We start from the raw sequence: 24,901 nt of genomic DNA, 5'->3' as shown, positions 1-24,901 counted from the left end.
GGACATATCGCCAGGAGGACATATGACCGCTGTGGCCGAGGAGCAGGTCCCCGTGAAGGAACCGAGTTCACCGGAGACGGAGCCCGACGCGCTCGCCGGGTTCACCATCGGCGTGACCGCGACCCGGCGGCGCGAGGAGTTCTGCGCGCTGCTGGAGCGCAGGGGCGCCCGCGTGGTCAGCGCGCCCGCGATCAGGCTGGTCCCCCTCGCCGAGGACTCCGACCTGCTCGCCGCGACCAGGGCCACCCTGGCGGGCCCGGTGGACGACGTCGTGGTCACCACCGGCGTCGGGTTCCGGGGCTGGATGGCGGCGGCCGAGGGGTGGGGCCTGTCCGCCCAGCTCGGCGAGCACCTGACCAAGGCGCGCCTGCTCACCCGAGGGCCCAAGGCCCGCGGCGCGGTGCGCGCCGCGGGGCTCAACGACCACTGGACCCCGCCCACCGAGTCGTGCGAGGAGGTCAAGCAGCACCTGCTGGGCCAGGACCTGCGCGGGCGCCGCATCGCCGTGCAGCTCCACGGCGAGCCGCTGACCGGCTTCGTCGCCGACCTGCGCGCCGCCGGCGCGGAGGTCATCGAGGTGCCGGTGTACCGCTGGCTGCCCTACCGCGACTCCTCCCCGCTGCGCCGCCTGGTCACCCAGGCGGTCTCCGGCGGCGTGGACGCGGTGGCGTTCACCAGCGCCCCGGCCGTGCTCGCCATGCTCAACGCGGCGCGCGCCGACGGCCTGGAGGAGGCCCTGCTCGCCGCCTTCAGCGGCTCGGTCGTCGCCGCGTGCGTCGGCCCGGTCACCGCGGGCCCCCTGGTGACCCGGGGCGTGCCCGTCATCCAGCCCGACCGCTCCCGGCTCGGCGCGCTGGCCCGCCTGCTCGCCAGGCACCTTCCCGCCGAGAGTGTCACCCGGCTCGTCGCGGGCGGCCACCACCTGGAGATCCGCGGCCACGCGGTCGCGGTGGACGGCGACCTCAAGCCGCTGCCGCCGGCGCCGATGGCGGTGCTCAAGCGGCTGGCCGAGAAGCCCGGACACGTGGTCGCGCGCTCCGAGCTGCGCACGGTCCTGCCGGGCGGCCCCTCGCGCGACTCGGCCGAGCACGCGGTCGAGATGGCCATCACCCGGCTGCGCCGCGCGCTGGGCCCCTCCGGCATCGTGGAGACCGTCGTCAAGCGCGGCTACCGCCTGGCCTGCGAGCGCGGGGACGCCCTGTGACGCCTGGCCGCACCGCCGCCGCGCGCGCCGCGGACGCCCCGACGCTGGTCATGGCGGCCCACGGCACGCGCAGCACCCACGGGGAGGAAGTACTCGCCGGGCTGCGGGACCTGGTGCACAGGGCCCGCCCCGGCCACCGGGTGGAGCTGGCCTACCTGGAGATCAGCGCGCCGAAGCTGGAGGAGGTGCTGCCCGCGCTGGGCGGGCCCGTGGTCGTGGTGCCGATGCTGCTGGCCGGCGGCTACCACGTGCACATCGACCTGCCGGGCATCGTCGCCCGGACCCGCCCCGACGCGGTCGTGGCCCGCCCGCTGGGCCCGCACGCGCTGCTCACCGGCCTGCTCGCCCGCCGCCTGGACCGCGCCGGCCTGCGCGCCACCGACGCGGTCATCCTGGGCGCCGCCGGCTCCTCCGACCCGGGCGCCCTCGCCGACGTGCGCGCGGCGGCCCGGCTGCTGTCGGTGCGCCTGTCGCGGCCCGTCACCGCGGCCTTCGCCTCCGCGGGCGCCCCCGCACTCCCCGAGGCCCTGGACCGGCTGCGCTCGGGCCCCGCACCGCGCGTGGCGGTCGCGTCGTACCTGCTGGCCCCGGGCTTCTTCCAGACCCGCCTGGAGGAGTCGGGCGCCGACCTGGTCAGCGCCTCCCTCGGCGCCGACGCCGACCTCGCGCGCCTGGTCTGGGCCCGCCACGACGAGGCCGTCGCCACCGCGGCGCGTCCCGCCGTGCGCCTCGCGCTCTGATCCGGCTCTGATCCGGCCCGCCCGGGATCGCTCACGCCGCACCCCACCCGCCCCGGAGCCCCGCGCGGGCTCCAGGGGAGGGGTACGCAGGCGCCGCGGGTCGGGCGGCGCGGGTCAGGTGTCGTTGCCGGTGTCGCGGCGGCGCAGGTAGCGCTCGAACTCGGCCGCGATGGCGTCGCCGCTGGCCTCGGGGAGGTCGGCGGCGTCCTTGCGCTCCTCAAGCTCGCGGACGTACTCGGCGACCTCGCTGTCCTGGGAGGCCAGCTCATCGACGCCGTGCTCCCAGGCCCGCGCCTCCTCGGGCAGGTCGCCCAGGGGCATCGGGATGTCGAGGAGGTCCTCGGTGCGGCGCAGCAGGGCCAGGGTGGCCTTGGGGTTGGGCGGCTGGGCGACGTAGTGGGGCACCGAGGCCCACAGCGAGACCGCGGTGATGCCGGCGGCGCCGAACGCCTGCTGCAGCACGCCCACGATGCCCGTGGGGCCCTCGTAGCGGGTCAGCTCCAGGTGGATCGCGCGGGCCAGGCCGGGATCGGTGGAGGCGCCCACGACCGGCACCGGGCGGCTGTGCGGGGAGTCGTTCAGCAGCGCCCCGAGCAGCACGGCCATCTCGATGCCCAGCTCGCGGCAGATCGCGATGATCTCCTCGCAGAAGGTGCGCCAGCGCATGTTCGGCTCGATGCCGCGCAGCAGCACCACATCGCGCTCCACGCCCGGCGGGCGCGCCAGCGACAGCCGGGTGGTGGGCCAGGTGATGGGCCGGTTGACGCCCTCGCCCAGCTCGACGATCGGCCGGGTGACCTGGAAGTCGTAGTAGTCCTCCGGGTCGAGCGCGATCAGCGGCGTGGCCTTCCAGGCCGTTTCGAGATGGCTGAGCGCGCCGCTGGAGGCCTCGCCCGCGTCGTTCCAGCCCTCGAACGCGGCGATCAGCACCGGATCGACGAGCTCGGGGAGCCCTTCGAGCTCGATCACGCGCCGCCTCCTCTCCGCTGTTTCTTGGCTAAGCCTATGTGCTCGGCGACCCTTTGGCGTCCATGAGCGGCCAGTGGGCGCGCAGTGAGCCGAGAGTGAACACGCGACCCGCTCGCCGGGGGACGACCCGTGGCGGGTAAAGGATAGATCCGCGCCCCGTGGCACGCCGGAACGGGGCCGGAATGGGGGAGGGGCGGGCCGGCGTTGCGCCAGAGGCGGGAGGGCCGCCCGCCCGTCATTGGACGCCCCGTACAACAGCGGTCCCGCGAAGATTCCCCCCGACGACGATCCCGATAGGATTGCCCGCATGACTAGCAGACCGTCTTTCCGTGAAGTCCTGGCCGAGCGCGTCATGGTCGCCGACGGGGCGATGGGGACGATGCTGCAGTCACACGACGTCACCCTCGACGACTTCGAGGGCCACGAGGGCTGCAACGAGGTGCTCAACGTCTCCCGGCCCGACATCGTGCGCAGCGTCCACGACGCCTACTTCGAGGTCGGCGTCGACTGCGTCGAGACCAACACCTTCGGCGCCAACCTGGCCGCCCTCGGCGAGTACGGCATCGCCGAGCGCATCTTCGAGCTGTCCGAGGCCGGCGCCAGGCTGGCCCGCGAGCGCGCCGACCACTGGTCCACCCCCGAGCATCCCCGGTTCGTGCTCGGCTCCATGGGCCCCGGCACCAAGCTGCCCACCCTGGGCCACCTGCCGTTCGCCAAGCTGCGCGACGCGTACCAGGAGAACGCGGCCGGGCTGATCGCCGGCGGCGCCGACGCGCTGATCATCGAGACCTGCCAGGACCTGCTCCAGGTCAAGGCCGCGGTCATCGGGGCCAGGCGGGCCGCGGCCGAGGCCGGCCGCGACGTCCCGGTCATCGCCCAGGTCACCATCGAGACCAACGGCGCCATGCTGCTCGGCTCCGAGATCGGCGCCGCGCTGACCGCCATCGAGCCGCTGGGCGTGGACGTCATCGGCCTCAACTGCGCCACCGGCCCGGCCGAGATGAGCGAGCACCTGCGCTACCTCGCCCGCCACTCCCGGCTGCCGCTGTCGTGCATGCCCAACGCGGGCCTGCCCCAGCTCACCGCCGACGGCGCCTTCTACCCGCTCACCCCCGGCGAGCTGGCCGACGCGCACGACGGGTTCACCCGCGACTACGGCCTGTCGCTGGTCGGCGGCTGCTGCGGCACCACCCCCGAGCACCTGCGCCAGGTGGTCGAGCGGGTGGGCGGCAGGCCCCACACCCCGCGCCGGCCCCGTCCCGAGGCCGGCGCCTCCTCGCTGTACCAGCACGTCCCGTTCCGGCAGGACACCTCCTACCTCGCCATCGGCGAGCGCACCAACGCCAACGGCTCCAAGGCATTCCGCGAGGCCATGCTCGCCGGCGACTGGGAGACCTGCGTCGAGATGGCCCGCGGCCAGGCCCGCGACGGCGCCCACATGCTCGACCTGTGCGTCGACTACGTCGGCCGCGACGGCGTGGCCGACATGAAGGAGCTGGCCTTCCGCTTCGCCACCGCCTCCACGCTGCCGATCGTGCTCGACTCCACCGAGCCCGACGTGATCCAGGCCGGCCTGGAGATGCTGGGCGGGCGCGCGGTGGTCAACTCGGTCAACTACGAGGACGGCACCGGCCCCGACTCCCGCTTCCAGCGCACCATGCGCCTGGTGCGCGAGCACGGCGCGGCCGTCACCGTCATGTGCATCGACGAGGAGGGCCAGGCCCGCACCGCCGAGAAGAAGGTCGAGGTCGCCTCCCGGATCATCGACGACCTCGTGCGCGACTGGGGCATGCGGGTCGAGGACATCATCGTCGACTGCCTCACCTTCCCCATCGCCACCGGCCAGGAGGAGACCCGGCGCGACGGCGCGGCCACCATCGAGGCCATCCGCGAGATCAAGCGGCGCTACCCCGAGGTGCAGACCACGCTGGGCCTGTCCAACATCTCCTTCGGGCTCAACCCGGCCGCGCGGATCGTGCTCAACAGCGTCTTCCTCAACGAGTGCGTCAACGCCGGGCTCGACTCCGCCATCGTGCACGCCTCCAAGATCCTGCCCATGGCGCGCATCCCCGACGAGCAGCGCCAGGTCGCCCTGGACATGGTCTACGACCGGCGGCGCGAGGGCTACGACCCGCTGCAGCGCTTCATGGAGCTGTTCGAGGGCGTCGATGCCGCGGCGATGCGCGCCGGCAAGGCCGCCGAGCTGGCCGGGCTGCCGCTGTGGGAGCGGCTCAAGCGGCGGATCATCGACGGCGAGCGCAAGGGCCTGGAGGCCGACCTGGACGAGGCGCTGGCGCAGCGGCCCGCCCTGGAGATCATCAACGACGTGCTGCTCGACGGCATGAAGACGGTCGGCGACCTGTTCGGCTCCGGCCAGATGCAGCTCCCGTTCGTGCTGCAGTCCGCCGAGGTCATGAAGAGCGCCGTGGCGTACCTGGAGCCCCACATGGACCGGGTCGAGGGCACCACCAAGGGCCGCATCGTGCTGGCCACCGTCAAGGGCGACGTGCACGACATCGGCAAGAACCTGGTGGACATCATCCTGTCCAACAACGGCTACGAGGTGGTCAACCTCGGCATCAAGCAGCCGGTGTCGGCGATCCTGGAGGCCGCCGAGGACAAGGAGGCCGACGTCATCGGCATGTCCGGCCTGCTGGTGAAGTCCACGGTCATCATGAAGGAGAACCTGGAGGAGATGAACGCCCGGGGCATCTCCCGGCGCTACCCGGTGCTGCTCGGCGGCGCCGCGCTCACCCGGGCCTACGTCGAGCAGGACCTCGCCGACCTGTTCGAGGGCGAGGTGCGCTACGCCCGCGACGCCTTCGAGGGGCTGCGGCTGATGGACGCCTTCATGGCCGTCAAGCGCGGCGAGAAGGGCGCCGAGCTCCCGCCGCTGCGCGAGCGCCGGGTCAAGACCGGCGCGGTCCTGCAGCGCACGCCGGTGGAGGAGCTGCCCGCGCGCTCCGACGTCGCCACCGACAACCCCGTGCCGGTGGCCCCGTTCTACGGCGACCGGGTGGTCAAGGGCATCCCGCTGGCCGACTACGCCGCCTTCCTCGACGAGCGGGCCACCTTCATGGGGCAGTGGGGGCTGAAGGCCGCGCGCGGCGGCGACGGGCCGTCGTACGAGGAGCTGGTCGAGACCGAGGGCCGGCCGCGCCTGCGCATGTGGCTGGACCGGCTGCAGACCGAGGGCCTGCTGGAGGCCGCGGTCGCCTACGGCTACTTCCCGTGCGTCAGCGACGGCGACGACCTGATCATCCTGGACGAGTCCGGCGGCGAGCGCACCCGCTTCACCTTCCCGCGCCAGCGCCGCGACCGGCACCTGTGCCTGTCCGACTTCTTCAGGTCCCGCGAGTCCGGCGAGGTGGACGTCATCGCCTTCCAGGTCGTGACCATGGGCAACCGGATCTCCCAGGCCACCGCCGAGCTGTTCGCCAAGGACGCCTACCGCGACTACCTGGAGCTGCACGGCCTGTCGGTGCAGCTCACCGAGGCGCTGGCGGAGTACTGGCACGCCCGGGTGCGCGCCGAGCTGGGCATCGGCGGCGACGAGAGCCTGGAGGACATGCTCAAGGTCAACATCCGGGGCTGCCGCTACAGCTTCGGCTACCCCGCCTGCCCCAACCTGGAGGACCAGGTTCAGGTGATGGAGCTGCTCGACCCGTCCCGGATCGGCGTCACGCTGTCGGAGGAGTTCCAGCTCCACCCCGAGCAGGCCACGTCCGCGCTGGTGGCGCACCACCCCGAGGCGAAGTACTTCAATGTCTGAGCCCTCCGCCGCGGGGGCTCGCGGCGACGGCCTCGGCGCCGTCTTCTTCGACATGGACGGGCTCCTGGTCGACACCGAGAAGGTGTGGTTCGAGGTCGAGTCGGAGGTCATGGCCCGCCTGGGCGCCGGCTGGGGCCACGACCACCAGGAGGCCCTGGTCGGCGGGTCGATGCCGAGCACGGTGGCGTACATGCTCAAGGTCTCCGGCGCCTCGGTGCCGCCCGAGACCGTCGCGGAGTGGATGATCGAGGGCATGCGCGCCAGGCTGGCCGGCGGCGTCGAGCTGATGCCGGGCGCCCCCGAGCTGCTCGAGGCCGTGCGCGCGGCCGGCCTGCCCACGGCCCTGGTCACCTCCTCCGCGCGCAAGATCGCCGAGCTGTGCCTGGCCGGCATCGGCCGCCACTACTTCGACCACGTGGTGACCGGCGACGACGTCACCCGGGCCAAGCCCGACCCCGAGCCGTACGCCACCGCGGCCCGGCTGACCGGCGTCCATCCGGCCCGGTGCGCGGTGCTGGAGGACTCCCCGAACGGCGTCACCGCCGCCACGGCCGCTGGCTGCCGCGTGGTCGCGGTGCCCAGCGTCCTGCCGATCCCCGAGGCCCCCGGGCGCCTCGTGGTGACCTCACTGCACCAGGTGGACGTCACGGTGCTGCACGCCCTGTTCTCCTGAGCCGTCCCCCTAGGGGGCCCCTAGGGGGACAATCCGACCTCAGGAGGATCGGCCCCGGCCGCCACGCGTGCCAGGATGGAAGAGTGAAGCCGAGACGAGGGGCGGCCTGAAATGTACGACGCGATCGCGTGGTTGCCGTTGTGCGCCGGAGTCACCGGCGTGGGACTGGTGCTGAGCTTCCTGGTGCTGAGAAGACGCGGCGCCGCCGCGGGCCTGCGCCTGGCCGCCTGGTCCCTGCTGCCCATGGCCGCCTACCTGACCGGCGCCCTGCCCACCCTGTGGCAGATCGGCTCCGCCGCCGTGGGCTTCGTGACCGGCCTGGTCCTCTCGCCCACGGTCTGGGCCGGCGTCGCCGTCACCGGCCTGGCCGTGCTCCTCTACCTGGTCTCCGGAGTCCTCCGCTCCCGCACCCGCGCCACCACCCCACCCCGCACCCCCGCCGCCACCACCCCACCCACCCCCCGCCAGGCCGTCCCCCCCACCACCCCCACCGCCCCCCAGGCCCGCCCCGCCCAGCAGCCCGCCCCCGCCAAGAAACCCGCGGCCGCCGACGACGACTTCTCCGACATCGAGGCCATCCTCAAGCGCCGCGGCATCAGCTGACCGCCCACCCGGCCAGGGAATGATCCCCCAGGGCCCCCAAAAGGCCCGGGTCTCACGCCCTGGCCCGCCCGGCCCCAGCCGGCCGCACCGGGCAGCGTGGGAGCGCCCGGCCAACGGCGGATCTCCCGCCGCGGCAAGACGGGACGGGGATGGATGCCGGAACGTCGCGAAACGCGACACCATCCCGCTGTGTGGAGAGGGCGGGGTGTGCGGTGGTGGTCCTGGTAGCGGTGTGGGTCGTTGGTTGTGGTGCGCGGCAGGGCAGTGGGCAGATCACGTCGACGGCCCCCGGCCGGCAGGTCAACACCTCCATGCGTCCCGCCGCCCTACGGCAGGCGGGGCCGGGCTGACGGTCCAGGGCGAGCAAGACGGCGAGACCTGCCACCTCGGGGCGCGGGGGCGGGGGCGACGGCAGGGCGAGGGCCGGGATGTGCTGAGCGGAATTGCAGGCGAGCGAGATCGCGAGGCCACACCATCGGCTGGCGCGGCCGTCACCGCACGGCCCGCCTCTTCCGCACAGCGGGGTGAACACACCGCGGACAGAGCGCACGAAACCACACCAGCCAACCCCAGCCGCTCGTGCCCGCACCCCGGCCGCTCGCGCCCGCACCCCCGGTCACTCGCGCTTGCCTTCGTGCCCGCGCCCCGGCCGCTCGCGCTCGCCTTCGTGCCCGCGCCCCCGGCCCGGCCGGGCCCCGTCGCGCGTGCCCGCCGTCGGGCGGGAGTATCCGGGCGACGGTGGATCTTGCGCCCGACGGGATGGGGGTGGATGCCGGAACTTGCGGAAACGCGACGCCCTCCGGCCGCCTCCTCCCGAACGGTGACACACCCCGTCGGGCGGGTGACGGTGCCCGTCGGCCCGCGCCTGGTCCGACCCGCGCTTGGTCCGGCCCGGGTGGGCTGCCCTAGCTCGCCGTCGCGCGTCCTGCGCCTGGCTTGGCTCTGCCGCGCGTGTCGGCCGTTGGGTTCGTGCCCGTGCTCGACCGGGCCCCGGCGTCGTGCTCGTGCCCGGTCTGGTATCGCTGCGCGGTCACCGCCGGGCCGGTTGCGGTGCTTGTCCTCGTGTCCACGGCGGTCGTCGCTCCCGCGCTGGTCCGCCCGGGCGGGGCGCCCGAGGCCGTCAGCGTGTCCTGCGCCTGGCCTGGCTCCGCCGCGTGTGCCCGCTGTTGGGTTCGTGCCCGCACTTGGCCCGGCTCCGGCGTCGCGCTCGTGCCCGGTTGGTATCGCTGCGCGGTCGCCCGAGGGCCGGTGGCGGTGCCTGTCCTCGTGTCCGTGTCGGTCGTTGCTCCTGCGCTGGTCCGGCTCGGGCGGGCGGCCCGAGGCCGCCGTCGCGCGCTCGCGCCGGGTCTTGTCGCGTTCGTGCCCGTGCTGTGGTGGCCTGCCACCTGGGATGCCTTTGGGGTGGAGGGGGGCGGGGCTGGGCCGGGGTGGGGTGGTCGCGGGGGCCTGTGCCGAAGTGGGGAGTGGGGGCGGTCGGGCGGGATGGGGGGTTTGGGACGGTGTGGTGGGAGGGCTGTGGGGGCGGGTGGGCGGGATGGGGCGTCACTGTCTGTAGTGGGGATGTAGGCTGTGCAGCAGCGTTAATGTCACGAATCCGAGACGGAACCTGTACGGCTTCCAGACATACCCCGCAAGATCGATACGAATGAATTTCGCGTGAATCACAGTTGAGCCACATCGAGGCTTGAGGGACTAGTCAGCGCAGCTCAGCCCATAGATTCTGCCTCCGGGGGCCGTACCAAGCGGTTTCACCATCAGGTGCGAACCCGCGCCTAAATTCGGACGATGTCGTCTGGGATCCAGGGGGCTATCAGCATGACCGCGCCGCTCGATGTTCCCGGGTCGGCCACCGAGCCGGCACCGGAGGCCGTGCTTGCGGGAGCGGACCGTAAGGCGATCCAGGGGAGGTCGCTCGGGCAGATCGCCTGGATGCGCCTCAAGCGCGACAAGGTGGCCATGGCGGGTGCCGTGGTGATCGTCGTGCTCATCATCGTGGCCGTGTTCGCACCGCTCATCGTGAACCTCTTCGGGCACCCCCCGCTGGAGTTCCACCGCGAGAAGATCGACCAGTCCACGCTGGTGCCCAAGGAGCCGTTCGGCGGCATCAGCTGGGACTTCCTGTTCGGCGTCGAGCCGCAGTGGGGCCGCGACATCTTCAGCCGGGTGGTCTACGGCGCCCGGATCTCGCTGCTCATCGCGTTCCTCGCCACGCTGCTGTCCACGGTGATCGGCACCACGCTCGGCGTGATCGCCGGCTACTTCGGCGGCTTCGTGGACACCCTGATCAGCCGGGCCATGGACGTCTTCCTGGCCTTCCCGCTGCTGGTGTTCGCCATCGCGCTGGCCGGCGTGGTGCCCGACCAGGCGTTCGGGCTCTCGGGCGACACGCTGCGGGTCGCGCTGCTGGTGTTCATCATCGGCTTCTTCAGCTGGCCCTACATCGGCAGGATCGTACGAGGTCAGACCCTGTCGCTGCGTGAGCGGGAGTTCGTGGACGCGGCCAAGAGCCTGGGCGCGCGCAGCCCGTACATCATCTTCCGGGAGCTGCTGCCCAACCTGGTCGCGCCGATCCTGATCTACGCCACGCTGCTGATCCCGACCAACATCCTGTTCGAGGCCGCGCTGTCCTTCCTCGGCGTGGGCGTGCGCCCGCCGACTCCGACGTGGGGCGGGATGCTGGCGGAGGCCGCGCGCTACTACACCGTGCCGCACTTCGCGCTCTTCCCCGGCCTTGCGATCTTCATCACGGTGCTGGCCTTCAACTTGTTCGGCGACGGGCTGAGAGACGCGCTCGACCCGCGTGGCCGATGAGCTCTTCCGACCGGTTCCCCCGCAAATCCCTGGCTCCCGACAACAAGGGGTGTAGCAGCAAATGAAGAAACGACGCGTGGCGGCTGCCGCGGTCACCGCGGCGCTCGCCATGGGCCTGGCGGCCTGTGGCGGCACGAGCACGACGGGCGGCGAGTCCGGTCAGTCGGCGGCCCCCGCCGCCAAGGCCGAGTTCAACGCGGCGCTGACGAAGGTGTTCAACCCCTCCACCAAGAAGGGCGGCACCATCAAGTTCGCCAACTCCGGCGACTGGGACTCCCTCGACCCGGCCGACACCTACTACGGCTACTCGTGGAACTTCATCCGCCTGTACGGCCGGGCGCTGACGATGTTCAAGTCCGCCCCCGGGGCCGAGGGCGCGACGGTGGTGCCCGACCTGGCCACGGACCTGGGCAAGCCGAGCGAGGACTTCAAGACCTGGACCTACACCCTGCGTGACGGCCTGAAGTTCGAGGACGGCACCCCGATCACGTCCAAGGACGTCGCCTACGCGGTGGCCCGCTCCACCGACAAGGAGACCTTCCCCAACGGTCCGACGTACCTGAAGGACATGCTCAACTGGCCCAAGGGTTACGAGGGCCCGTACAAGTCCAAGGACGTCGACTTCAGCTCCGCGATCGAGACGCCCGACGACAAGACGATCATCTTCCACCTGACGCAGCCGTACAGCGGCTTCGACTACCTGGCCCAGATGTCGCCGACGATGCCGGTGCCGAAGGCCAAGGACACGGGCGCGAAGTACCGCGAGCACGTGATCTCCTCCGGGCCGTACATGTTCGAGAAGAACGAGATCGGCAAGGGCTTCACGCTGGTCCGCAACCCGCACTGGGACCCCGCGACCGACCCGAACCGCCCGGCGCTGCCCGACCGGATCGAGGTCCAGACCAACGTCAACGCCGACGACCTGGACAACCGCCTGATGTCGGGCGACATCCACATCGACGTCGCCGGCACCGGCGTCCAGCCGGCCGCGATGAGCAAGATCCTGCCCGACCCGAACCTGAAGGCGCAGACCGACAACCCGACGCTGCAGCGTCTGTGGTACACCTCGATCAGCCCGACGGTGAAGCCGCTGGACAACATCGACTGCCGCAAGGCCGTCCTGTACGCCGCCGACAAGACCGGCTACCAGTCCGCGTACGGCGGCGAGTTCTCCGGCGGTCAGATCGCCACCAACCTGATGCCGCCGTCGATCCCGGGCGCGCAGCCGTTCGACCTGTACCCGAGCGGCCCCGACGGCACCGGCGACCTGGCCAAGGCCAAGGAGCACCTCGCGGCCTGCGGCCAGCCCAACGGCTTCGAGACCAACATCGCCTACCGCGCCGAGCGGCCCAAGGAGAAGGCGACCGCCGAGGCGCTGCAGCAGTCGCTGGCCCGCGTGGGCATCAAGCTCACGCTCAAGCCGTACCCGCAGGCCGACTACTTCTCCCTGTACGCCGGCAAGCCGCCGTACGTCGTGGAGAACAAGCTGGGCCTGGCCGTCAACGGCTGGGGCTCCGACTACCCGGACGGCTACGGCTTCCTGCAGCAGATCACCGACAGCCGCGTGATCCGTGAGACCGGCGGCTCCTCCAACATCTCCGTCCGCATCCCCGAGGTGGACAAGATGTTCGACCAGTCCCTCCAGGAGGCCGACGCCAAGAAGCGCGAGCCCATCTGGAACGCCATCGACAAGCGCGTCATGGAAGAGGCGGTCATCCTGCCGGGCGTGTGGGCCAAGAGCCTGCTGTTCCGCCCCAAGGGCCTGACCAACGTCTTCATCAGCGACTCCCAGCAGATGTACGACTACGTCGCGCTGGGCGTCCAGTAACCTTCCTTTTCGCGCAGCAGACACGAGCATTAAGGCAGGTGAGGGCATGAGGGCGGCCGGCACGGGCGAACCCCGCGCCGGCCGCCCCGGCCGCGCACTGTGGTCACATACATCATCAGGCGCCTGATCGGCGCGGTGATCATGCTCCTGATCGTGAGCATGGCCACCTTCGCGATCTTCTTCCTCGTGCCGCAGATCGCGGGCGCGACGCCCGAGGGCATGGCGAGCCGGTACGTCGGCCGCACCGCCTCCGCCGAGACCGCCAAGCTGGCGGCCGAGCGCCTCGGCTTCAACGACCCGCTGATCGTGCAGTACGGCCGGTTCGTCAAGGGCGTCGTCGCGGGCGCGGAGTACGACTACGGACCCGGCGTGGAGAAGTGCCCGGCGCCCTGCCTGGGCTACTCCTTCATCACCCGCCAGCCGGTCTTCCCCGACCTGATGAACCGCCTGCCGGTCACGTTCTCGCTGGCCATCGGCGCGGCGGTGATCTGGCTGCTGGCCGGGGTCGGCATCGGAGTGCTGTCGGCGCTGCGAAGAGGCAGCTTCTTCGACCGGGCGGCGATGACCGTCGCGCTGGCCGGGGTGTCGTTGCCGATCTTCTTCACCGGCCTGGTGTCGCTGCTGGTGTTCGCCTACGGCAACCCGTTCTCCTGGGCGGCGCAGGGCGGCCATTACACGACGTTCCTCGACAGCCCGGTCCAGTGGGCCTACAACCTGATCCTGCCGTGGGTCACGCTGGCGTTCCTGTTCGCCGCGACCTATGCGCGGCTCACCCGGGCGGGCATGCTGGAGACGATGAACGAGGACTACATCCGCACCGCGCGGGCCAAGGGCCTGGGCGAGCGGAAGGTCATCGTCAAGCACGGCCTGCGCGGCGCGCTGACGCCGATCATCACCGTGTTCGGCCTGGACTTCGGCCTGCTCATCGGCGGCGCGGTGCTCACCGAGAGCGCGTACTCGCTGCCCGGCCTGGGCAAGTACGCCGTGGACGCGATCACCAACCAGGACCTGCCCAAGGTCATGGGCGTCACGCTGCTGGCCGCGGTGTTCGTGGTGATCGCCAACCTGATCGTGGACCTGCTGTACGCCGTCGTCGACCCGAGGGTGAGGCTGGCGTGAGCTTCCTGGAACTGAAGGACCTGCGCATCCACTTCCCGACCGACGACGGCCTGGTGAAGTCCGTGGACGGGCTGTCGTTCTCGCTGGAGCGGGGGAAGACGCTGGGCATCGTGGGCGAGTCGGGGTCGGGCAAGAGCGTGACCAGCCTGGGCATCCTCGGCCTGCACAAGGGCGGCCCGGCGCGGATCTCCGGCGAGATCTGGCTCGACGGGGAGGAACTGGTCAGCGCCACCCCCGAGCACGTGCGCGGGCTGCGCGGCAAGAAGATGGCGATGATCTTCCAGGACCCGCTGTCGGCCATGCACCCGTACTACACGGTCGGCGACCAGATCATCGAGGCGTACCGCATCCACCACAAGGTGTCCAAGAAGGCCGCGCGCAAGCACGCCATCGACATGCTGGGCCGCGTGGGCATCCCCGAGCCGTCCCGGCGCGTGGACGACTACCCGCACCACTTCTCCGGCGGCATGCGGCAGCGCGCCATGATCGCGATGGCGCTGTCGTGCGACCCCGAGCTGCTCATCGCCGACGAGCCCACCACCGCGCTCGACGTCACCGTGCAGGCGCAGATCCTCGACCTCATGCGCGACCTGCAGCGCGAGTTCGACTCGGCGCTGATCATCATCACGCACGACCTGGGCGTCGTGGCCGAGCTGTCCGACGACATCCTGGTGATGTACGCCGGCAAGTGCGTGGAGTACGGCAGTGCCGACGACGTGTTCTACCGCCCCGAGCACCCCTACACCTGGGGCCTGCTCGGCTCCATGCCCCGCCTCGACCGCGAGCCCACCGACCGGCTCATGCCGATCAAGGGCACGCCGCCGTCGCTGATCAACGTGCCGCCCGGGTGCGCGTTCCACCCCCGCTGCCCCTACTCCGACCGCACCGCGGGCCGGGCCTCCACCGAGGTGCCCGAGCTGCTGGAGACCGAGGGCGGGCACAAGGTGCGCTGCCACATGCCCAAGGCCGAGCGCAGGTCGCTGTGGGAGAACGAGATCAAGCCCGTCGTGCACTGGGAAGACGAGATCACCGCCGTGGAGACCCCATGAGTGAGCCGCTGCTGTCGGTAACCGGCCTGGAGAAGCACTTCCCGGTCACCAAGGGCCTGCTCAAGCGGCAGGTCGGCGCGGTCAAGGCCGTCGACGGGGTCGATTTCGACGTCTACAAGGGCGAGACCCTGGGCCTGGTGGGCGAGTCGGGCTGCGGCAAGTCCACCACCGGGCGCCTGGTGACCCGGCTGCTGGAGCCCACCGGCGGCAGGATCGTCTTCGAGGGCCAGGACATCACCCACATGCGGCAGGGCCGGCTGCGCCCGCTCCGCCGCGACATGCAGATGATCTTCCAGGACCCGTACTCGTCGCTCAACCCGCGGCACACGGTCGGTGCCATCGTGGGCGCGCCGTTCCGCATCCAGGGCGTCAAGACCGAGCACGGCGTGCGCAAGGCGGTCCAGGAGATCCTGGAGCTGGTCGGGCTCAACCCCGAGCACTACAACCGCTACCCGCACGAGTTCTCCGGCGGCCAGCGCCAGCGCATCGGCATCGCGCGCACGCTCGCGCTCAAGCCCAAGCTGATCATCGCCGACGAGCCGGTCTCCGCGCTCGACGTGTCCATCCAGGCCCAGGTCGTCAACCTGCTGGAAGACCTGCAGAACGAGCTGGACCTGACCTACGTCGTGATCGCGCACGACCTGTCGGTGGTGCGCCACATCAGCGACCGGGTGGCGGTGATGTACCTCGGCAAGATCGTGGAGATCGCCGACCGCAAGAGCCTGTACGCCTCGCCGATGCACCCCTACACCAACGCGCTGCTGTCGGCGGTGCCGATCCCCGACCCCAAGGCGCGCCTCGGCCGCGAGCGCATCCGCCTGTCGGGCGACGTGCCCAGCCCGCTCAACCCGCCGCCGGCCTGCCGCTTCCACACCCGGTGCTGGAAGGCCCAGGAGGTGTGCAAGACCGTCGAACCGCTGCTCACCGAGCTGGCCAGCGGGCACCGGGTGGCCTGCCACTTCCCCGAGAACGCCCCGGAGAACACCCCGAAGCCGGCGAGCACGGCCGAGACGGCGCCCAACGAGACGGCGGCCGGCAAGACGGCGCCCGGCGAGACGGCGCCCGGCGAGACGGCGCCCGGCAAGACGGCGGCCGGCGAGACGGTGGCCAAGCCGTAGCGTCAGAAGATAACGTCAGGAGATCGCCCCGGGCGTGATCAGCCCGGTCTCGTACGCCAGCACCACCGCCTGCACCCGGTCGCGCAGCGCCAGCTTGGTCAGCACGTTGCCGACGTGCGTCTTGACCGTCGTCTCGCTGACCACGAGCTTGGCGGCGATCTCGGCGTTGGACATGCCCCGGGCGATCAGCCGCAGCACCTCCAACTCGCGCTCGGTCAGCCGGTCGAGCCGGGCGGGGGTGGCCTGCTGGTACGCCGACGGCAGCCGCGCCGCGAACCGGTCCAGCAGCCGCCGGGTGACGCTGGGCGCCACGATGGCGTCGCCCGCGGCGACGACCCTGATGGCCTGCACCAGCTCGTCCGGCGGCACGTCCTTGAGCAGGAACCCGCTCGCGCCCGCCCGCAGCGCCTCCACGATGTACTCGTCCAGGTCGAACGTGGTCAGCACCAGCACCTTGGGCACGTGCGCCCCCGCCGACGCCTCGCGGACGATCCGGCGGGTGGCGTCGATGCCGTCCACGCCCGGCATGCGGATGTCCATCAGCACCACGTCGGGCAGCAGCGCCCGCGACTGGTCCTGCGCCGCCTTGCCGTCGCCGGCCTCGCCGACCACGGTCAGGTCGGGCTCGGCCTCCAGGATGAGCCGGAAGCCGGTGCGCAGGAGCGGCTGATCGTCCACCAGCAACACCCGGATGGTCACAGCCACACCTCGTACACCATGCGTTCGCCCGTCATGCGTCATCCTTGAGCGGGAATCTGGCCCTCACCTCGAACCCGCCTCCCGGGCGCGGGCCGATTCTCAGAATTCCACCATAAAGCGCCACTCGCTCGCGAATTCCCACCAGGCCGTGGCCGGTGCGGCGGCCGCCGTCGGGGGAGGTGACGGCCGGCGCGCCCGCCTTCATGCCGGTGCCGTCGTCCTCGATGTGCACGCTGAACTCGCCCGGCTCGTGCCGCACCGTCACCCACGCCCGCGCGGCCGGCCCGGCGTGCCGCAGCGTGTTGGTCAGGGCCTCCTGGACCAGCCGGTACGCCGCCAGGTCGATGCCCGGCGGCAGCGGCACCCGCTCGCCCTCCACCCAGAGCTGGGTGTTCAGCCCCGCCTCGCGCATCTGCTCCACCAGGGCGGGCAGCTCGCGCACCCCCGGCTGCGGGCCGCGCTCGGCCGGCCCGTCCTGCCCGTCGGTGCGCAGCACGCCGACGATGCTGCGCATCTCGGCCATCGCGGTACGCCCCATCTGCTCGATCGCCGACAGGGCCTCCTCGGCCCCCTCGGGGTTGCTGGTCAGGATGCGCCGCGCCGCCGCGGCCTGCACCGTCATCACGCTCACGTGGTGGGCCACCACGTCGTGCAGCTCGCGGGCGATGCGCGAGCGCTCCTCGGCGCGGGCGGCCCGGGTGTCGGCCTCGCGGGCGCGCTCCAGCCGCGCCGCCCGGTCCCTCAGCTCGCTCAGGTACGCCCGGCGCAGCCGCACGCTGCGTCCGACGACCCACGCCGTCATGGTCAGCACGACCCCGAACACCTCGCCGGTCAGGTTCAGCCCGCCCCCGCTCACGGCGAGGACGAGCAGGAACGCCACCAGGTCCAGGGCCAGCGCGGTCAGGCTCAGCGCCAGCCCCTTGGCCGACGCCACGGTGTAGATCAGGACCAGCAGGGCCACCCCGGCCAGCGAGGCGTTGTGGTGCAGCGCCGTGAGGACGGTGTGCGCGGCCTCGGCCAGGCACAGCATCGCGAACGGGCGCCGCCTGCGGAAGGCGAGCGCCAGGCACGCCACGGCGATCAGCGTCAGGCTGAGCGCGCTGGGCGGGCGCGGGTCCGGCCACTCCGGCGAGGGCGGCGCGCCCGCGACGAACGCCAGCGGGATGGCGGCGGCGGTCAGCAGGACCGCGAGGACCGCGTCGGGGACCAGCGGATGCTCGCGAAGCCAGGCCCTCGGGCCGCCGTGGGTGGTGCGCACGCTCCTAAATCTAGAACTTCGGTCCGTACGGCCACCCTGCTCAGGGCGGATAACGCCCTCATCCTCCGGGAGGACGCGGCGCGCGGCCTCACAGCTCGTCGGTGGCGGCCCGCGGGCGGCGGGTGGAGGCGACGGTGTCGCCGGGGCTGCGCGGCGGCAGCGGCGGGGGAGTGCCGCCGAACTCGGGGCAGATCGCCTGGTGGTCGCACCAGTCGCACAGCCTGCTGCGCCGCGCCCGCCACTCGCCGGTGGTCAGCGACCGCTCGATGGCCTGCCACAGCGCCATCACCTTGCGCTCGGTGGCGCGCAGGTCGGCCTCGTCGGGCGCGTAGCGCAGCACCTCGCCGTTGCCGAGGTACATCAGTTGCAGCAGCCGCGGCACGGTGCCGTGCAGCCGCCACAGCACCAGCGCGTAGAACTTCATCTGGAACAGCGCCCTGCCCTCGAACTCGGGCCCCGGGGCGCTGCCGGTCTTGTAGTCGACCACCCGCACCTCGCCGGTGGGGGCGACGTCGAGGCGGTCGATGTAGCCGCGCAGCATCAGCCCGCTGTCGAGCACGGCCTCGACGTACAGCTCGCGCTCGGCCGGTTCGAGGCGGCGCGGGTCCTCCAGGTCGAAGTAGCGGCGCAGCATGCCGCGGGCCTGGTCGAGCCACTGCGCCTGCCCCTCGGCGTCGGGGAACATCGCGGCGTACTCGGGCTCGGCCTCCAGCAGGCGCAGCCACTGCGGCTCCAGCAGCCCCAGCGCGGCCTCCACCGTGCGGGCGCCGGCCGGCAGGTCGTACAGGCGCTCCAGGACCGAGTGCACCACCGTGCCGCGCACCGCGGCCGGGGACGGCTTCTCCGGCAGCCGGTCGATCACCCGGAACCGGTACAGCAGCGGGCAGGTCATGAAGTCGCCGGCCCGCGAGGGCGACAGCGCCCCCACGACCTCCCGCGGCCGCACGCCGGTGACCTCCGGCGGCCGTACGCCGGTGACGGCCTGCTCGGGCGGCTCCGCGCCCTCGGCCGGCAGCGGGGCGCTCATCGCCCGCTCCCCGCGCCGCCGGTCCGCCGTGACCCCCGGCCGCCCCCTTCGGTACGGCGGGTACGGGGCCGGCGGGGGAGGGTTCGCAAGAGCATGCACCGCACTGTAGGCCACCCGGCCGACACTTCGTGCGCCGCGTACGGCGGAATGCCGCCCGCGAGGCGCGTAGCATCAAGGCCAAAGGTCATATGGTGGCGCGGCAGAAGGCGGAGCAAGGCAAGTGAGCAGCGAGAGCCCACGTCAGGATTCCCCCGGACTGCGGATGGGCCGCCCGTTCGGCATTCCCGTCTACGTTTCGCCGACCTGGTTCATCGTCGCGGCGTTCATCACCTTCACCTACAAGGACAGTGTGCAGATCAGCCTGCCCGGCCTGAACGAGGCGGCCAGCTACGCCGTCGCCTTCGCGTTCGCGGTGTTGTTGTACGTCTCGGTGCTGCTGCACGAACTGGCCCACTGCGTGGTCGCCAAGAGCTACGGCCTGCCGGTGCGGCGGATCACGCTCTACCTCCTCGGCGGCGTCTCCGAGATCGAGCGCGAGCCCGACTCGCCCGGCAAGGAGTTCCTGGTCGCCTTCGCCGGGCCGCTGCTGTCGCTGGCCCTGGCCGCCGCGGGCTTCCTGCTCGACGTGTTCGTGATCCCCGACGACGGCATCCTCGGCGTGCTGACCTGGCAGCTCTGGGTGGCCAACCTGATCGTCGGGGTGTTCAACCTGCTGCCCGGCCTGCCCCTCGACGGCGGCCGCATGCTGCGCGCCGGGGTGTGGAAGGCCACCCGCAGCCCCGGCTCGGGCACTGTCGCCGCGGCCTGGGTGGGCCGCGGCCTGGCCGTCGCCATGGTGGTGGTGCCGTTCGCCCTGTCGCTGTCCAGCGGCCAGGCGCCCAGCACGTCCTTCGTGCTCTGGTCGGTGCTGCTCGCGGTGTTCATCTGGTACGGCGCCACGCAGGCGCTCCGCTCGGCCCGGGTCCGGGCCCGCATCCCCCAGGTGAACGCGCGCAGCCTCGCCCGCCGCGCCATCCCGGTGACCGCCGACGTGCCGCTCGCCGAGGCGCTGCGCCGCGCCGCGCAGGCCCAGGCGGGCGCCATGGTGGTGGTGGACCACGACGGCCGCCCGATCGCCATCGTCAACGAGGCCGCGGTCGAGGCCACCCCCGAGCAGCGCAGGCCGTGGGTGACCGTCGGTTCCCTGGCCCGCACCCTGGAGCCCTCGCTGGTGCTGGCGGCCGACCTGTCCGGCGACTCGCTGATCGACGCCATGCGCGACACCCCCGCGGGCGAGTACCTGTTGGTCGAGCGCGGCGGCGAGGTGTACGGAGTTCTGTCCACCGCGGACGTCAACAAGGTGTTCAGCGGAGTGTGACGAGAACCCGCGAACCATTACTCTTCTTTAGACGTCTGATCAGTAGTGCTAGGGACAGAGGGGGATGGTGCGGGGGGAAGATCGCACCGTTTTGTCCCACTCGTTTTCAGCACGCTCCAGGACTAGTGTTTTGGTCAACCGATCAGGTTGGCCAGGTTACTTAGGGAACGAATTTGGCTACCCCCCACGTACCGGCCGCGGCCGGAGACCTGACGCCGGAGTTGCTCGGCACACCGGAGTGGACCGACCAGATGGTCGCCGCCGCCGGCATCCCGATGCACGACATCCCCTTCCTGACGGCAGGGGGTGGCATCGGCTCCTTCGTAACGGTCGACTACCTGCGCATCTACGGTGTCCCCACCTCGCACATCCGGGTGGTTTCCAACATCGACTACCCGTGGCAGACCTACGAGTTCCTCACCCGGTGCTCGCAGATCCCACGGCCCGAGCGCATCCGCTCCGACTCCTCCTCCCGCCCCGACAACATCTGGGGCTTTCCCTCCTACGCGCTTGAGGAGGCGTGGAAGGAGAAGAACCCGCGCTACCTGTGGAATGTGCTCACCGAGCCGCTCCTGAACGACTACTGGACCCCGCGCGCCGGCACCGTCTTCGAGAACCTGGAGCGCGAGGCCAAGCGCATCGGCTACTGGGACATGCTGGTCAAGGGCCAGGTCCGCATGGTGCGCAAGCGGGTCGGCGGCGGCTACTTCACCGTGGTCACCCCGCCCGAGGGCACCGCGCCGACCAAGCGCATCGTGTTCCGCTCGCGCTTCGTGCACCTCGCCGTCGGCTACCCGGGCCTGAAGTTCCTGCCCGACCTGCAGGAGTTCCGGCAGAAGTACGGCGACTACCAGCACGTGGTCAACGCCTACGAGCCGCACGAGCAGGTCTACGAGTTCCTCAAGACCCGCCCCGGCACCGTCGTGATCCGCGGCGGCGGCATCGTGGCCTCGCGCGTGCTCCAGCGCCTGTTCGACGACCGCGAGAAGTACAACCTGCAGACGCAGATCGTGCACATCTTCCGCACCTTCATCACCGGCTCCCACGGCCCGCACATCTGGATGCGGCGCAAGGGCGGCGACGGCTGGGCCTACCAGGGCTTCAACTACCCCAAGTCGGTGTGGGGCGGGCAGCTCAAGGCCGAGATGCGCAAGCTCGAAGGCGCGGCGCGGGCGCAGAAGTACAAGGACATGGGCGGCACCAACACCCCCAAGCGGCGCCGCTGGCAGGAGCAGATGGCCCAGGGCCGCGCGGGCGGCTACTACCACGCCTTCCAGGGCGTCGTCGAGAAGGTGGAGCCCGCCCCCGACGGCCGGCTGGTCAGCCACGTCCGCAGCAAGGACGGCACGATCCGCCAGCCGGTGGCCGACTACATCATCGACTGCACCGGTCTTGAGGCCGACATCGCCGAGCACCGGGTCTTCGCCGACCTGCTGCAGTACAGCGGCGCCTACCGCAACCCCGTCGGCCGTCTGGAGGTCGAGCGGCACTTCGAGGTCAAGAACACCGCGAGCGGCGACGGCGCCCTGTACGCCTCGGGCTCGGCCACTCTCGGCGGCTACTTCCCCGGCGTCGACACCTTCCTCGGGCTCCAGGTCGCGGCCCAGGAGATCGCCGATGACCTGGCGAGACGCGGCTTCTGTCGGAAGATGGGACCAGTGCGGTCAACGACGCAGTGGTTCAAGTGGGCCTTCAACTCGCCGGTGTAAGGGAGATACGACCGTGGTTCCGACCTTGTTCGGCCGCATTCAGACGCGGCTGTTCCTCCTCGCCACCGTGGGCGTGATCGTCACCCTCATCATCGTGCCCTTCCTGCCGGGCACCAGCGGCCCGATCGGCGACCTGTACGCCACCGGCTTCATGGTGCTCGTGTCCGTGGCGGTCCTGGGCGTCATCTGGGAGTTCATCTACCACTTCCTCATGCAGTTCCGCTGGGAGAAGGACTGGCCGACCCTGTTCGGCCTGCTCACGTTCATCAACGAGGGCCTACTACTGTTCTTCTTGCTGAGGACCGGGATACTGGACTCCATCGCCGACGCTCCGCCCGCCGGCGCGTTCTGGACGCACTTCATCGTCGTCTGGCTCTGCGTGTGGCTGGTGGCCAACGGCCCCATGCGTGTCCCGTTCATCCGGTGGCGTTTCCGGGGAGGGAGAGTTCTGTGACCGACCAGGGCTTCGGAGTGGTGCGTCCGCTTCCGGGCAACGGGCTGGTCGCCCATGTGGGCGGCCTGCTCCTGGTGTGCGACGCGGCCGAGGCCGTCGTGTCCGAGCTGCTCGGCGCGGTGCGCGAGACGGCGGCGTCCGGAGGCGACGGCAGGGCCCTGGCCCGCCGCGCCGCCCAGGTGCTGGCCCGGGCCATGGCCGCCGCGGCCGAGCCCGCGTCGTGTGCGGTCGCCGGGCCCGCCGCCGGAGGGGTCGCCGTGCTCGTCAGCGGCGAGGCGTCCGCGACGGTCCTGGCCGCCTCCGGTGAGGTCGCCCTCGCCGGGCACGACTCCCTCACCTGGACCGACCGGCTGGTCCCCGGCCCGGTCGAGCGCGTCGAGCTGCGCCTCCCCGGCGCGGGCGAGGCGCACCCGCAGGTGCGTCTCGACGACGGCGTGGTCGTCGGCGGCGGCGCGGCCTGCGACTACACCGAGGCCGGCGCGGCCCGGCCCGGGGCGATGAGCGCCGGCCAGGATCAGATGGCCCGTGACAACATGCACGACCACATGCATGACCACGTGCATGACCACATGCATGACCACATGGGCCAGGACCACATGCACGACCACGCGGGCCGTGAGCACGAGGCCCCCGCCCAGCCGCCCATGCCGGTGACCGGGGCGTCGGCCGCCATGCCCGACCCGCAGCCCGTGCGCGACTCCATGCACGGGGCCGAGCCCGAGCGCCAGCCCATGATGCAGGCCCCGCCGCCCGCCCCGGTCCAGCAGCCCCAGCCGCAGCGGCAGCCTCCCTACCCGCTCGGCGGGGCGGGCGACCCGATGGGCCCCGGCCCGGCGCCCCAGCCGCCGGTTCCGATGCCCCAGCCTCCGGTCCCGATGCCTCCGCCGCCGCAGCAGCCGCCGGCCGGTGGCCCGGCCTACGGCCCGCCGCCGTCCGAACCCTTCCACATGCCGCCTCCCCAGGCGCCGGCGGAGCCCGCCCGCGCCATGGCACACGAGGAGGGCGAGCACGCCGGCGCCAACGGTGCCCCCGGCGAGGGCAACGAGCGTCCGTTCGAGTCGGTCCTGCTGCTGCCCGACGGCGGCGGTTCCGAGCCCGAGCCCGAGGCCCCGGCCGAGCACTCCGAGCCGGAGTCGCGGCCCCTGGTCTACGGCGTCGACTGCAAGAACGACCACTTCAACGACCCGCGCGTGCCCTACTGCGCGGTGTGCGGCATCGCGCTCGTGCAGCGCACGCTGGTCCCCTACAAGGGCCCGCGCCCGCCGCTGGGCGTCCTGCTGCTCGACGACGGCATGACCCTGCGCCTCGACACCGACTACCTCCTGGGCCGCGACCCCGAACGCGCCGCCGAGGTCTCCTCCGGCGCCGCCAGGCCCGCCAAGGTCACCAGCCCCGACGGCTCGGTCTCCCGCCGCCACCTCCGCGTGGCCCTGGACGGCTGGGACGTCAACCTGATCGACCTCGGCTCGGTCAACGGCACCCAGATCCAGCCCCCCGGCGACCCCAACTTCTACGACATCCCGCCGAACGAGCCGGTCGCCATCGCCCCGGGCACCACCGTACGCATCGGCGTCTCCCGCACGATGCGCTACGAGTCCCACCGCAACCGCTGACCCCCGCCCCCCGCCGCCCTCCCCCCGAGCCTGCCCTCCCCGGCAGGCTCAGCCTGCCCTCCCCGCCGAGCGCCCGTCTGCCTCCCCGCGGACGCGCGCTCCCGCACGTCCACGGCCGCCACCTCCTCCCTTCATGCGCAGGACGCCAGGACGCGCCGTGCAGGGCGGCCCGCAGCGCCACGCAGAGGGCCGCACCCGCCAGTGGGTACATCTCCACCCGCTCCATCACACGGAGCCCTCACGCGCCGCCACGCCCCCAGGCAGGGCACGTCGCCGCGGTCGCGTGCACCCGCTTCAGCCGGCGAGCAGCCCGGAGATCGCGGCCTCCAGCCGGGAGGCCCGCCCGGCCGGGGTCCTGGCCTTCAGCAGTGGCAGGATCAGCAGGTAGCGGGCCGTCTTGTCCAGGGCGTCGAAGCGGGCGGCGGCCTCGGGGCAGGCTGCCAGCGCCTCGGCCAGATCGGGCGGGACCACGGCATCGCGCTGGGCGGCGTACGCCGCCGCCCACCGGCCGTCGGCGCGCGCGGCGGCCACCTCGGCCAGACCGGCCGGACGCATGCGCCCGGCGGCGGTCAGCGCCTCCACCCGCTCGACGTTGATCCGGGACCAGGGGCCGCCCTTGCGGCGGCGTGAGTACCGCTGCAGGTAGAAGTGCTCGTCGTACGCCCGGCGGTGACTGTCGATCCAGCCGTGGCACAGCGCGGCCTCAAGGGCCTCGGTGATGGTGACCGAGGCGACGGGCGCCCCCTTCTTGGCGATCTTCAGCCAGGCGCCGCCCCCGTCCGCGTGGTGCGCGGCCAGCCACGCCTCCCACCCCGCGGCGTCCGCGAAGTGCATCACCGGCTCAGGGCCCCGATCCGGGAAGCCGCCGGCGGCCGGTCCTCGCTCCATGTCCTGCTCC

19 protein-coding genes are annotated in these 24,901 nt (G+C 72.1%); 14 read left to right on the top strand and 5 right to left on the bottom strand.

Translation table 11 applies throughout. The annotated features are described in order from the left end of the window. Positions 1 to 22 precede the first annotated feature (22 nt). Positions 23 to 1,204, top strand: coding sequence for a uroporphyrinogen-III synthase (locus tag HNP84_RS27305; protein ID WP_185052777.1), 1,182 nt, complete (start codon positions 23 to 25; stop codon positions 1,202 to 1,204). Next, positions 1,201 to 1,944 (top strand): sirohydrochlorin chelatase, encoded by a 744-nt coding sequence (locus HNP84_RS27300; protein ID WP_312925787.1) that lies wholly within the window; start codon positions 1,201 to 1,203, stop codon positions 1,942 to 1,944. The genes HNP84_RS27305 and HNP84_RS27300 overlap by 4 nt, the downstream gene beginning before the upstream one ends. A 114-nt stretch (positions 1,945 to 2,058) precedes the next feature. Here the strand turns inward: HNP84_RS27300 and HNP84_RS27295 are convergent, their stop codons facing one another. Next, positions 2,059 to 2,913, bottom strand: a complete 855-nt coding sequence (locus HNP84_RS27295; RefSeq protein WP_185052776.1) for a PAC2 family protein — start codon at positions 2,911 to 2,913, stop codon at positions 2,059 to 2,061. Between the two features lie 307 nt (positions 2,914 to 3,220). Here HNP84_RS27295 and metH point away from each other — a divergent pair, with 307 nt between their 5' ends. From metH to HNP84_RS27255, 8 genes are all read left to right on the top strand, one after another. Continuing rightward, a complete protein-coding gene (gene metH / locus HNP84_RS27290) occupies positions 3,221 to 6,685 on the top strand; it encodes a methionine synthase (RefSeq protein WP_185052775.1) in 3,465 nt (1,154 codons plus the stop codon). Continuing rightward, positions 6,678 to 7,358, top strand: coding sequence for an HAD family hydrolase (locus tag HNP84_RS27285; RefSeq protein WP_185052774.1), 681 nt, complete (start codon positions 6,678 to 6,680; stop codon positions 7,356 to 7,358). Before metH ends, HNP84_RS27285 begins: the two co-directional genes overlap by 8 nt. A gap of 111 nt (positions 7,359 to 7,469) precedes the next feature. Further along, positions 7,470 to 7,961 carry a cellulose synthase gene (locus HNP84_RS27280; protein WP_185052773.1) on the top strand — a complete coding sequence of 164 codons (492 nt, stop codon included), beginning with the start codon at positions 7,470 to 7,472 and terminating at the stop codon, positions 7,959 to 7,961. A gap of 1,815 nt (positions 7,962 to 9,776) precedes the next feature. Further along, positions 9,777 to 10,772: an ABC transporter permease gene (locus tag HNP84_RS27275; protein WP_185052772.1), complete on the top strand. Its 996-nt coding sequence runs from the start codon at positions 9,777 to 9,779 to the stop codon at positions 10,770 to 10,772. Between the two features lie 61 nt (positions 10,773 to 10,833). After that, the gene (locus tag HNP84_RS27270) at positions 10,834 to 12,600 is read left to right on the top strand and encodes an ABC transporter substrate-binding protein (protein ID WP_185052771.1); all 1,767 of its coding nucleotides are present in this window, start codon (positions 10,834 to 10,836) and stop codon (positions 12,598 to 12,600) included. 99 nt (positions 12,601 to 12,699) lie between these two features. Beyond that, positions 12,700 to 13,719 (top strand): ABC transporter permease, encoded by a 1,020-nt coding sequence (locus tag HNP84_RS27265; RefSeq protein WP_185052770.1) that lies wholly within the window; start codon positions 12,700 to 12,702, stop codon positions 13,717 to 13,719. Next, a complete protein-coding gene (locus HNP84_RS27260) occupies positions 13,716 to 14,768 on the top strand; it encodes an ABC transporter ATP-binding protein (RefSeq protein WP_185052769.1) in 1,053 nt (350 codons plus the stop codon). Before HNP84_RS27265 ends, HNP84_RS27260 begins: the two co-directional genes overlap by 4 nt. After that, a complete protein-coding gene (locus HNP84_RS27255; RefSeq protein WP_185052768.1) occupies positions 14,765 to 15,886 on the top strand; it encodes an ABC transporter ATP-binding protein in 1,122 nt (373 codons plus the stop codon). Before HNP84_RS27260 ends, HNP84_RS27255 begins: the two co-directional genes overlap by 4 nt. A gap of 15 nt (positions 15,887 to 15,901) precedes the next feature. On the opposite strand, the gene HNP84_RS27250 is transcribed toward HNP84_RS27255, so the two are convergent. From HNP84_RS27250 to HNP84_RS27240, 3 genes are all read right to left on the bottom strand, one after another. Continuing rightward, complete coding sequence (locus HNP84_RS27250) at positions 15,902 to 16,585, bottom strand: response regulator (RefSeq protein ID WP_185052926.1); 684 nt, start codon at positions 16,583 to 16,585, stop codon at positions 15,902 to 15,904. A 31-nt stretch (positions 16,586 to 16,616) separates the two neighbouring features. After that, positions 16,617 to 17,843: a sensor histidine kinase gene (locus HNP84_RS27245; protein ID WP_185052767.1), complete on the bottom strand. Its 1,227-nt coding sequence runs from the start codon at positions 17,841 to 17,843 to the stop codon at positions 16,617 to 16,619. An 88-nt stretch (positions 17,844 to 17,931) separates the two neighbouring features. After that, the gene (locus HNP84_RS27240) at positions 17,932 to 18,870 is read right to left on the bottom strand and encodes a RecB family exonuclease (RefSeq protein ID WP_185052766.1); all 939 of its coding nucleotides are present in this window, start codon (positions 18,868 to 18,870) and stop codon (positions 17,932 to 17,934) included. A gap of 262 nt (positions 18,871 to 19,132) precedes the next feature. Here HNP84_RS27240 and HNP84_RS27235 point away from each other — a divergent pair, with 262 nt between their 5' ends. The 4 genes from HNP84_RS27235 to HNP84_RS27220 all read left to right on the top strand — a co-directional run bounded on the left by HNP84_RS27235 (position 19,133) and on the right by HNP84_RS27220 (position 24,003). After that, on the top strand, positions 19,133 to 20,227 hold the full coding sequence (locus tag HNP84_RS27235) for a site-2 protease family protein (RefSeq protein ID WP_185052925.1): 1,095 nt from the start codon (positions 19,133 to 19,135) through the stop codon (positions 20,225 to 20,227). A 173-nt stretch (positions 20,228 to 20,400) separates the two neighbouring features. After that, positions 20,401 to 21,936 (top strand): hypothetical protein, encoded by a 1,536-nt coding sequence (locus HNP84_RS27230; protein WP_185052765.1) that lies wholly within the window; start codon positions 20,401 to 20,403, stop codon positions 21,934 to 21,936. A gap of 13 nt (positions 21,937 to 21,949) precedes the next feature. Next, entirely contained in the window at positions 21,950 to 22,390 is a 441-nt protein-coding gene (locus HNP84_RS27225; protein ID WP_185052764.1) for a hypothetical protein, read from the top strand. Next, positions 22,387 to 24,003 carry an FHA domain-containing protein gene (locus HNP84_RS27220; RefSeq protein ID WP_185052763.1) on the top strand — a complete coding sequence of 539 codons (1,617 nt, stop codon included), beginning with the start codon at positions 22,387 to 22,389 and terminating at the stop codon, positions 24,001 to 24,003. The genes HNP84_RS27225 and HNP84_RS27220 overlap by 4 nt, the downstream gene beginning before the upstream one ends. Positions 24,004 to 24,297: 294 nt before the next feature. On the opposite strand, the gene HNP84_RS27215 is transcribed toward HNP84_RS27220, so the two are convergent. After that, positions 24,298 to 24,891 (bottom strand): YdeI/OmpD-associated family protein, encoded by a 594-nt coding sequence (locus HNP84_RS27215; protein WP_185052762.1) that lies wholly within the window; start codon positions 24,889 to 24,891, stop codon positions 24,298 to 24,300. Positions 24,892 to 24,901: the final 10 nt, after the last annotated feature.

The organism is Thermocatellispora tengchongensis, assembly GCF_014202315.1.
Taxonomy (GTDB): domain Bacteria; phylum Actinomycetota; class Actinomycetes; order Streptosporangiales; family Streptosporangiaceae; genus Thermocatellispora; species Thermocatellispora tengchongensis.
The sequence above is the reverse complement of the archived record's forward strand: the minus strand, read 5'-3'. Positions and strand labels throughout refer to the sequence as shown.